The organism is Pseudomonas sp. B1(2018), assembly GCF_003097365.1.
Lineage (GTDB): Bacteria > Pseudomonadota > Gammaproteobacteria > Pseudomonadales > Pseudomonadaceae > Aquipseudomonas > Aquipseudomonas laurylsulfatiphila.
This window is the reverse complement of the sequence record NZ_PYUK01000002.1, coordinates 540523-551125: the sequence shown is the minus strand read 5'-3', so window position 1 is coordinate 551125 and position 10603 is coordinate 540523. Positions and strand designations below refer to the sequence as shown.

The 10603-nt window shown below is 58.2% G+C and carries 10 protein-coding genes; 8 read left to right on the top strand and 2 right to left on the bottom strand.

What is annotated here, in order from left to right; translation table 11 throughout:
- Positions 1 to 550: 550 nt before the first annotated feature.
- Positions 551 to 1771, bottom strand: coding sequence for a CaiB/BaiF CoA-transferase family protein (locus C9422_RS05065; protein ID WP_116579889.1), 1221 nt, complete (start codon positions 1769 to 1771; stop codon positions 551 to 553).
- Positions 1772 to 1784: 13 nt separating this feature from the next.
- Positions 1785 to 2966: an acyl-CoA dehydrogenase gene (locus tag C9422_RS05060; protein ID WP_007969743.1), complete on the bottom strand. Its 1182-nt coding sequence runs from the start codon at positions 2964 to 2966 to the stop codon at positions 1785 to 1787.
- Between the two features lie 157 nt (positions 2967 to 3123).
- Here C9422_RS05060 and C9422_RS05055 point away from each other — a divergent pair, with 157 nt between their 5' ends.
- The 8 genes from C9422_RS05055 (at position 3124) to C9422_RS05020 (ending at position 10549) form a co-directional block, all read left to right on the top strand.
- Complete coding sequence (locus C9422_RS05055) at positions 3124 to 4023, top strand: LysR family transcriptional regulator (protein WP_116579888.1); 900 nt, start codon at positions 3124 to 3126, stop codon at positions 4021 to 4023.
- Between the two features lie 435 nt (positions 4024 to 4458).
- Positions 4459 to 5580 carry a Re/Si-specific NAD(P)(+) transhydrogenase subunit alpha gene (locus C9422_RS05050; protein ID WP_116579887.1) on the top strand — a complete coding sequence of 374 codons (1122 nt, stop codon included), beginning with the start codon at positions 4459 to 4461 and terminating at the stop codon, positions 5578 to 5580.
- Positions 5581 to 5591: 11 nt separating this feature from the next.
- Positions 5592 to 5942, top strand: coding sequence for an NAD(P) transhydrogenase subunit alpha (locus C9422_RS05045; protein WP_053152987.1), 351 nt, complete (start codon positions 5592 to 5594; stop codon positions 5940 to 5942).
- Positions 5939 to 7372 (top strand): NAD(P)(+) transhydrogenase (Re/Si-specific) subunit beta, encoded by a 1434-nt coding sequence (locus C9422_RS05040; protein ID WP_007969748.1) that lies wholly within the window; start codon positions 5939 to 5941, stop codon positions 7370 to 7372. Before C9422_RS05045 ends, C9422_RS05040 begins: the two co-directional genes overlap by 4 nt.
- Before the next feature lie 213 nt (positions 7373 to 7585).
- On the top strand, positions 7586 to 9079 hold the full coding sequence (locus C9422_RS05035; RefSeq protein WP_095967831.1) for an acetyl-CoA hydrolase/transferase family protein: 1494 nt from the start codon (positions 7586 to 7588) through the stop codon (positions 9077 to 9079).
- A 320-nt stretch (positions 9080 to 9399) separates the two neighbouring features.
- Entirely contained in the window at positions 9400 to 9615 is a 216-nt protein-coding gene (locus tag C9422_RS05030) for a DUF1127 domain-containing protein (protein WP_007969750.1), read from the top strand.
- 258 nt (positions 9616 to 9873) lie between these two features.
- On the top strand, positions 9874 to 10083 hold the full coding sequence (locus tag C9422_RS05025) for a DUF1127 domain-containing protein (protein ID WP_116579896.1): 210 nt from the start codon (positions 9874 to 9876) through the stop codon (positions 10081 to 10083).
- A 145-nt stretch (positions 10084 to 10228) separates the two neighbouring features.
- The gene (locus C9422_RS05020) at positions 10229 to 10549 is read left to right on the top strand and encodes a DUF2388 domain-containing protein (protein ID WP_095967832.1); all 321 of its coding nucleotides are present in this window, start codon (positions 10229 to 10231) and stop codon (positions 10547 to 10549) included.
- The last annotated feature ends 54 nt before the right edge of the window (positions 10550 to 10603 follow it).

Here is a 10603-nt window from a genome sequence, read left to right as displayed (position 1 = left end):
GCTCAGCAATCGTTGGTTACATCTTTGATTTCTCGCGGAGTAACTTGTGATGCTGATAATCTGTTGACTAGCAGTCTGACTCCACAAGCACCCACACGAATTGCTTGATTCAGTTGTTAAAGAGCGGTTGGTTAAGAGCTTTTCGTCTCAACCGAGGCGCGCATTCTACAGCAGCCTCATTTACTGTCAAGTGATTTTTTTCAGAAGTTTTCAAGGAATCCTTAACAACTTTAACCACTTGCGCCTTCGATCTCTCGTCAGCGGGAGGCGAATTCTACAGCGTTACTCGCTGCTGTCAACACCTCTTTTTCAACTTCCTTGGCGCTTCGATGACCTGAAGCAACCTGCTGCCGAAAACTGCGTAACTCTTTGTTTATCAAGGAGTTTTCCGTTTCGACTGCGCCGGAAGTGGGGCGAATTATAGGCCTCCAGAATCTGCCGTCAAGCACTGATTTTGCTTTTCTATCAACAACTTGCAGAAAGCGCCAAAACGCCAGATTTGAAGGCTATATAGAGAAGCAAAAACGCTTCCCTATATAGAAGAGAGCAATCAGAGCACGCCAGACGCCTTGAGCGCAGACACCGCTCCAGCATCCAGCCCCAGGACCCGATGCAATACCTCCTGCGTATGCTCACCCAGCAGAGGTGGCGCAAACCGGTACTCCACCGGGGTTTCGGACAGGCGAATAGGGCTCGCCACCTGAGGCACCATTCCCGCCAGCGCGTGCGGCAGCTCGATGGCCAAGCCGCGCGCCTTGACCTGAGGATCGGCAAACATCTGCGCCAGGTCATTGATAGGCCCGCAAGGCACGCCCGCCTGCTCCAGCTGCGCCACCCATTCAGCGGTGGTCTTGAACACCGTTGCCTGGCGGATCAGCGGAATCAGCAGCGCGCGGTTCGCCACCCGCAACTTGTTGGTGGCAAAACGCGGATCGTCCGCCCACTGCGACTGCCCGGCCACTTCCGCGAACTTGCGGAACTGCCCGTCGTTCCCGACGGTAAGGATGAAATCGCCATCCGCCGTAGGAAAATCCTGATAGGGCACAATGTTCGGATGAGCATTACCCAAGCGTTTAGGCGCATTGCCTGTCGTCAGGTAGTTCATGGCCTGGTTGGCCAGGCAGGCCACCTGCACGTCCAGCAGCGCCATGTCGATATGCTGACCACCGCCGTCGTGATCCCGATGCGCCAGCGCAGCCAGGATCGCCACAGTCGAGTACAGCCCGGTCAGAATGTCCGTCAGCGCCACGCCAACCTTCACCGGCCCCGCGCCTTCTTCGCCTTCAGGTCGCCCCGTGAGACTCATGAGACCGCCCAGCCCCTGGATCATGAAGTCATAACCCGCACGCTTGGCGTAAGGACCGGTCTGGCCAAACCCGGTGATCGAGCAATAGATCAGGTCCGGATTGATCGCCTTCAGCGATTCATAGTCCAGGCCATAGGCCGCCAGACCACCAACCTTGAAGTTTTCGATCAGGATGTCCGACTTCGCCGCCAGCTCACGCACCAGCTTCTGCCCTTCGGGGCGAGTGAAGTCGATGGTGACCGATTGCTTGTTGCGATTGGCCGACAGGTAATAGGCGGCCTCGCTGGTGTTTTCCCCATAAGCGTCTTTAAGGAAGGGTGGCCCCCAGGCGCGCGTGTCATCACCGTTACCGGGGCGCTCGACCTTGATCACTTCAGCGCCGAGGTCGGCCAGGATCTGCCCGGACCAAGGCCCGGCCAGCACCCGCGATAAATCCAGTACCCGTAGATGCGATAGCGCGCCCATGGACGTCCTCCTGTTAATAGAAGGCCTGGATGCCGGTTTGCGCACGACCGAGGATCAGCGCGTGGACGTCATGAGTACCTTCATAGGTATTCACCACTTCCAGGTTCACCAGGTGGCGAGCAACGCCGAACTCATCGGAGATGCCATTGCCACCCAACATATCGCGAGCCATGCGCGCGATGTCCAGGGACTTGCCGCAGGAGTTGCGCTTCATCATCGAAGTGATTTCGACCGCCGCAGTGCCCTCATCCTTCATACGACCCAGACGCAGGCAGCCTTGCAGCGCCATGGTGATTTCGGTCTGCATGTCGGCCAGCTTCTTCTGGATCAACTGAGTGGCTGCCAATGGACGGCCGAACTGTTGACGATCCAGGGTGTACTGGCGAGCGGTGTGCCAGCAGAACTCGGCCGCACCCAGTGCGCCCCAGGAGATGCCGTACCGTGCCGAGTTGAGGCAGGTGAAAGGACCTTTCAGGCCACGGACATCCGGGAAGATGTTCTCTTCCGGCACGAACACGTTGTCCATGACGATTTCACCGGTGATCGATGCCCGCAGGCCAACCTTGCCGTGAATCGCCGGAGCGCTCAGGCCTTTCCAGCCTTTCTCCAGAACAAAGCCGCGGATGTCGCCGGCATCGTCCTTGCCCCAGACCACGAACACATCGGCAATCGGGCTGTTGGTGATCCACATCTTGCTGCCAGTGAGGCTGTAGCCGCCTTCCACTTTGCGTGCACGAGTGATCATCGCGCCCGGGTCGGAACCGTGGTTAGGCTCGGTCAGGCCGAAGCAGCCGATCCACTCGCCCGAGGCCAGTTTCGGCAGGTACTTCTGCTTCTGCGCTTCGGTACCGAACTCATTGATCGGCACCATCACCAGCGAGGACTGAACGCTCATCATCGAGCGATAACCGGAGTCGATACGCTCGACTTCACGGGCGATCAGTCCATAGCTGACGTAGTTCAGGCCGCTGCCACCGTACTGCTCCGGGATGGTTGCACCCAACAGACCCACTTCGCCCATTTCGCGGAAGATCGCCGGATCGGTCTTCTCATGGCGGAAAGCTTCAAGAATGCGCGGCGCCAGGCTCTGCTGCGCGAACTGCGCAGCCGTGTCGCGAATCATGCGTTCTTCTTCAGTGAGCTGTTGATCCAGCAGCAGGGGATCGATCCAGTTGAAGCTAGCTTTACCGCCCATGAGTGTGTCCTCTCGAATCGGGTCAAATAACGTGGAGTGATCCTAGGCCTGGATCGACGCTACGGCAAACGAGGATTTCGCATACTGTTGTGCTAATTTCTCACTCCGAAACGTCGCAAAAGAGCTTTTATGCGATGCATTAGTGAGGTTGACGTACATGCGCAGGAAGATACCCAGCACCACCGCCCTGATCAGCTTCGAGGCCGCGGCGCGCCATGAAAGCTTCACCAAGGCCGCCCAGGAGCTTTCGCTGACCCAGGGGGCGATTTGCCGACAGATCGCCAGCCTTGAAGAGTTCCTCAGCGTAGAACTGTTCCGACGTTCGCGGCGTGGAGTGAAGCTGACGGAGGCCGGACTTTCCTACAGCCGCCGGGTCGCCACTCAACTGGATGCGGTTGAGCGCGACACCCTGTCCGTGATGGGCCAGCAGGGCACCAACGTAATCGAATTGGCCGTGGTCCCGACATTCGGTACCCAATGGCTGCTGCCACGACTCAAGGACTTCCAGCACAAGCACCCGGAAGTGACGGTCAACCTGACCAACCGCACACGCCCGTTCCTGTTCGCCGACACTGATTTCGATGCCGCGATCTACTTCGGCGACGCGGATTGGTCGGGTACAGAATCTCACAGGCTGATGGGTGAAAATCCGATGCCCGTTTGCAGCCCCAACCTGCTCGCAAACAAGACCAGCCTTACGCCCGGCGAAATCGCCGATTTGCCCCTGCTGCAACAAACCACCCGTCCTTATGCCTGGCGCCAGTGGTTCGATTCCCAACACCTGAATGTCCCGCGAGACATGACAGGCCCCCGCTACGAGCTATTCTCCATGCTCGCCCAGGCGGCCATGCATGACATGGGCATTGCCCTGATTCCGCCGTTCCTGATTCAAAGGGAGTTGAAAGAAAAACGCCTGGTAATCGCCAACCCGCAAGCACTGTCCAGCATCAAGGCTTATTACCTGATGATTCCTGAGCGAAAGGTCGAATCCGCGTCTTTGAGGGCATTTCGTGACTGGCTGGTAAACCAGGCGCACAGCTACAGCTTAGAGGAGTAAAGGCTCCCCCACGTTACTTGACCCCGTAGTCAGCAAAATAAAAGCCCTACAGATATACGGATTTGTCGCATAACAGCAAACTGTATCGAGAAGTCGTACAAACGTCCCACAAGCGCCTGATCATGCGGCTTTGCGCCACTATTTCGAGGCGATGCCGCATCATTCATACGGCCGATGTATAAATTCTTCAATTTCGACCAGAATCCTTGTAAAGCACGGTCTGCAAGGGATCGAGCCGGTTGGTTGCGACATTCGGTCACGGGGTGACTTGTAGTTAATTTTCCGTCACCCGTCATAATCCCTTGAAGGGCACAAAGTTCGCCTGCAAAATGCCGCGCCCCGCCCTGATTTGGCGGGATCGTGCTGATCGGCCGCCCCAGCCGCACCATCCGTAGTGCATGGGTTTACTCAATAAGATCACGCAGGAGATTTGACGTGCACATTGGTGTTCCTCTCGAAACCCAGACCGGTGAAACACGGGTTGCTGCAACCCCGGAAACCATCAAGAAGCTGATCAGCCAGGGTCATAAGGTCACTGTACAAAGCGGCGCCGGCGTTAATGCCAGTGTTGTCGACAGTGCCTATGAAGCGGCAGGCGCAACCATTGGCAGCGCCAATGATGCGTTTGGAGCAGAGCTGATTTTGAAGGTGGTCGCCCCCAGCGACAGCGAGCTGGCGCTGATTAAAAGCGGCACCGTTGTGGTGGGTATGCTCAATCCGTTCAACAACGAAACCATCGCCAAGATGGCCGAGTGCGGCATTACCGCCTTCGCCCTGGAGGCTGCGCCACGTACCTCCCGCGCCCAAAGCCTGGATGTGCTGTCGTCGCAAGCCAACATTGCCGGTTACAAGGCTGTCTTGCTGGCCGCTCACCATTACCCTCGTTTCATGCCGATGTTGATGACGGCTGCGGGCACCGTGAAAGCGGCGCGCGTGCTGATCCTGGGTGCCGGCGTGGCCGGATTGCAGGCCATTGCTACGGCAAAACGCCTGGGTGCGGTGATCGAAGCCTCCGACGTGCGTCCTGCGGTGAAAGAGCAGATCGAATCCCTCGGCGCGAAATTCGTCGACGTGCCTTACGAGACCGACGAAGAGCGTGAATGCGCCGTTGGTGTCGGTGGTTACGCCCGGCCGATGCCGGCCAGCTGGATGCAGCGTCAGGCCGCAGCCGTGCACGAGCGCGCCAAACAAGCTGACATCGTCATCACCACAGCACTGATTCCCGGCCGCAAGGCACCGACGCTGCTCAGCGTAGAAACCGTGGCACAGATGAAACCGGGCTCGGTGGTCATCGACCTCGCGGCCGCCCAGGGCGGTAACTGCCCGCTGACGGTGGCCGATCAGGTGGTCGTCGAAAATGGCGTGACCATTGTTGGCCCGACCAACCTGGCGGGCGCAGTGGCGGCCGATGCTTCGGCGCTGTACGCACGCAACCTGCTGGACTTCATGAAACTGTTGTTCGATAAAGAAGGACAACTGGTGATCAACCTTGAAGACGATATCGTCGCCGCGTGCCTGATGTGCCGCGACGGCCAGATCGTGCGCAAGAACGGCTGAGGATAAAAACAATGGAAGACATGCTGATCTCTCACGGTATCTACAACCTGATCATCTTCGTGCTGGCCATCTATGTCGGCTACCACGTGGTCTGGAACGTTACACCTGCACTGCACACGCCTCTGATGGCTGTCACCAACGCCATCTCGGCCATCGTGATCGTCGGCGCCATGCTCGCCGCCGCCCTCACTGTGACCCCGCTGGGCAAGACCATGGGCACCCTGGCCGTGGCCCTGGCCGCGGTCAACGTATTTGGTGGCTTCCTGGTCACCCGGCGCATGCTGGAAATGTTCAAGAAGAAAGCGGCCAAAGCTCCGGCTGCCAAGGCCGAAGCAGTCAAGGCTGAGGTGCAGCAAGCATGAGCATGAACCTGGTTACGTCCCTGTATTTGATCGCCTCGGTCTGCTTTATCCAGGCGCTCAAGGGCCTTTCGCACCCCACCACGTCGCGTCGCGGCAATCTGTTCGGCATGCTCGGCATGGGCCTGGCGATCCTCACCACGGTCGGCCTGATCTACAAGCTCGGTGCCGAGCTGGCCCATGACGGCATCGTCTACGTGATCGTCGGCCTGCTGATCGGCGGCACTGCCGGTTCGATCATGGCCAAACGCGTTGAAATGACCAAGATGCCCGAGCTGGTCGCCTTCATGCACAGCATGATCGGCCTGGCTGCGGTGTTCATCGCCATTGCGGCGGTCGTCGAGCCGCAGTCGCTGGGCATCGTTGCGCAACTGGGTGACGCGATCCCGGCCGGTAACCGCCTGGAACTGTTCCTCGGTGCCGCCATTGGTGCGATCACCTTCTCCGGTTCGGTAATCGCCTTCGGCAAGCTGTCGGGCAAGTACAAGTTCCGTCTGTTCCAGGGCGCACCGGTACAGTTCACCGGTCAACACAAACTGAACCTGCTGCTGGGCGTGGCTACCCTGGGCCTGGGCATCACCTTCATGTTGACCGGCGACCTCAGCGCCTTCGCCTTGATGCTGGCCCTGGCCTTCATCATGGGTGTGCTGATCATCATCCCGATCGGTGGCGCGGACATGCCAGTGGTCGTGTCGATGCTCAACAGCTACTCCGGCTGGGCAGCCGCAGGTATCGGCTTCTCGCTGAACAACTCGATGCTGATCATCGCGGGTTCGCTGGTAGGTTCGTCCGGTGCGATCCTCTCGTACATCATGTGCAAGGCGATGAACCGCTCCTTCTTTAATGTACTGCTCGGCGGTTTCGGCAATACAGCCGATGCAGGTCCGGCAGGCGCCAAGGAAGCCCGTCCGGTGAAATCCGGTTCGGCTGACGACGCGACTTTCCTGCTGACCAACGCCGACACCGTGATCATCGTTCCGGGCTATGGTCTGGCGGTAGCACGGGCGCAGCACGCGTTGAAGGAACTGACCGAGAAGCTGACCCATCGCGGCGTGACCGTGAAGTACGCGATCCACCCGGTTGCCGGTCGTATGCCGGGCCACATGAACGTGTTGCTGGCCGAGGCCGAAGTGCCTTACGACCAGGTGTTCGAGATGGAAGACATCAACTCCGAGTTCGGTCAGGCCGACGTGGTGCTGGTGTTGGGCGCCAACGACGTGGTCAACCCGGCCGCGAAGAACGATCCGAAATCGCCGATTGCCGGCATGCCGATCCTCGAGGCGTTCAAGGCCAAGACCATCATCGTCAACAAGCGTTCGATGGCCAGCGGCTATGCCGGCCTGGACAACGAACTGTTCTACCTGGACAAAACCATGATGGTGTTCGGTGACGCCAAAAAGGTCATCGAAGACATGGTAAAAGCCGTCGACTAAACCTCTGCGGCACACAGAACGCCCCGACTCGTCGGGGCGTTTTTGTTTGCGCAAATCGTCGGACAAACTATTCTTTTATTACCGATCCGGTAACGGTGTTTTGCTTGAAAGGCCCGGAATAGACGCCTCGATTGCGACCTTGGTAGCGGGACAGAAGTCGACGCAATTCACTAGACTGCACGTCCTGCTACCTGTTGCCCGAGATAACAATCCATGTACCGTGACCGTATTCGCCTGCCTTCGTTGTTGGACAAAGTGATGAGCGCTGCCGACGCTGCCGCTCTGATTGAGGACGGCATGACCGTCGGCATGAGTGGCTTCACTCGCGCTGGCGAAGCCAAGGCCGTTCCTCAGGCGCTGGCCGAGCGCGCCAAGGTCACGCCGCTGAAGATCAGCCTCATGACTGGCGCCAGCCTGGGCAACGACCTCGATAAGCAGTTGACCGAAGCTGGCGTACTGTCGCGACGCATGCCGTTTCAGGTCGACAGCACCCTGCGCAAGGCGATCAACGCCGGTGAAGTCATGTTCATCGACCAGCACTTGTCGGAAACCGTGGAGCAATTGCGCAACCAGCAATTGAAACTGCCGGACATTGCCGTGATTGAAGCCGTTGCGATCACCGAACAAGGGCATATCGTGCCAACCACCTCGGTAGGCAACTCGGCCAGCTTCGCGATTTTCGCCAAGCACGTGATCGTCGAGATCAACATGGCGCACAATCCGAACCTCGAAGGTCTGCACGACATCTATATCCCGACCTATCGCCCGACCCGCACTCCGATCCCATTGGTCAGAGTCGACGACCGCATTGGCAGCACCGCCATCCCGATTCCGGCGGAAAAAATCGTCGCCATCGTGGTCACCAATCAGGCTGACTCACCCTCCACGGTGCTGGCGCCAGACGCCGAAACCCAAGCCATTGCCGACCACCTGATCGACTTCTTCAAACAGGAAGTGGCCGCCGGACGCATGACCAACAAGCTCGGTCCGCTACAAGCCGGTATCGGCACTATCGCCAACTCGGTGATGTGTGGCCTGATCGACTCGCCGTTCGAAGACCTGACGATGTATTCCGAGGTGCTGCAGGACTCGACTTTCGACCTGATCGACGCCGGTAAGCTGAGCTTTGCTTCGGGTAGCTCGATCACCCTGTCGAGCCGGCGCAACGCCGATGTGTTCGGCAACCTGGAGCGCTATAAGGACAAACTCGTCCTGCGCCCGCAGGAAATCTCCAACCACCCTGAAGTCGTGCGCCGCCTCGGCATCATCGGCATCAACACGGCGCTGGAGTTCGACATCTACGGCAACGTCAACTCCACCCACGTCTGCGGCACCCGGATGATGAACGGCATCGGCGGCTCGGGCGATTTTGCGCGCAACGCGCACCTGTCCGTGTTCGTGACCAAGTCGATCGCCAAGGGCGGTGCGATCTCCAGCGTGGTGCCGATGGTCAGCCATGTCGACCATACCGAACATGATGTCGACATCCTCGTGACCGAAGTGGGCCTGGCAGACTTGCGAGGCCTGGCGCCCAGGGAGCGTGCCCGGGTGATCATCGACAAGTGCGTGCACCCGGATTACCGCCAGGCGCTGAATGATTACTTCACTGCAGCGTGCGCCATCGGCGGACACACCCCGCACATCCTGCGTGACGCACTCAGTTGGCACATAAACCTGGAAGAAACCGGGCACATGCTGAAGAAGTAATTGCTACAGATAGCAGCTGGCGCAAACACAGTTTCGCCAGCTTGCCCTTGCCGCCCTCGCAATATGAAAAAAACTGTACTGCTGTACTGGTCATTTCCTACGGAAAATTCCTACCTCATCGGGGTAAAACAGCATTTTTGCACTTAAACAGTGCAGACAAGTACAGTTGCCTCAATTTCGACCAGTACACCCCCTATAAACAGTTAACTGAGCTCTCACAATACAGATGAACTGTATCTACAGAGACTAGGCAAACAAGAGGATCATGGGCACCAGTTAAACCACTACCTAATCCCGCCACAAGCGGAAGGATGACCACCATGGAACGTACACTCAGTTCCGATCTGTTTTTCGAAGACACTGCTGCAAAAACCCAGGCTTCCCTGCCTCTGCGCGTTATCGCCAACCTGATGTTGTGGCAGCGCCGCATTACCAGCCGCCATCAACTGGCTCGCCTGGATTCGCGTCTGCTGGCTGACGCCGGGATTAGCGAAGCACAACGCTACGAAGAGCTGAGCAAGCCGTTCTGGCGCTAAGTTAGCGTCGCTGGCTCTGACCTTAAGGTCCACCGCCAGCAACCCGAATTGAAAAAACAGAACCCGTCGTGGGCAACCACGACGGGTTTTGTCGTTTTGGCCCGGCAAACCCGGTCTTACAGAAGACTATCCTGACAACCAGTACAGTTTTCAATAACAACAAACTGCATGAGTACAATTTAGCCTCTGTGTGTCTGTAGTGACTATTCGGCGGGTGTCAGCATGGAGCTCTCCACTTATCAGGACAGGGACCGTGCCATGAAGAACGTACAGGATTTTTCCATTCCATCGGTTCAATCGAGACCTTGCCAGCAGAGGCTTCGAGGGCTGCTCAAAGGGCTCTGCGCCAGCCTGGAAAGGGCGAGAACGCGACGTTTGCTGGCTCAACTCGATGATCGCCAGCTAGCGGATCTGGGTATCAGCCACGCCGACCGCAGCAATGAATTGGATAAACCGTTCTGGCGCTGACTTCCTGCGTGCAGGGCCGGGACTGTTCGAACCGACACAGACAGGCCTAATATCACTTCAGAACGTGGCGAACGCCGAGTGCCTGGCGTCTGACTTTGCAGACACTGCGCCATATTTCAAATGGTCTACCAAAAGGAGTTACCCCATGTCCCGTCTTCGCCTGCTTAGCGCCGCGGCCCTGTTTGCCGTGGCTGCCAGTGCCCAAGCCACCAGCTTCATCGTGACCACGGATGCTGTGGTCAACGCGCTCAAGGCCACTTCCGATGCGACCACCAACATCGTTTCGTCGTCGTTCAAGGATGACAAGATCGTCCTCGCCGCCCGTGACGACGCCGCCAGCTTCGTCGCCAGCGAAGGCTCCATCCGCGGTGTGAAGCTGGAAAGCGCCCTCGATCACATTCGCCATAAGGCGCCACAACTGAGTGCAACAGACGCACAACTGGCGCAGGCGATCCTGACGATCTAAACGGCGGTACAGACATGGGGCACGTCCGGCGTGCCCCAATGTTTCGGCGCTGGC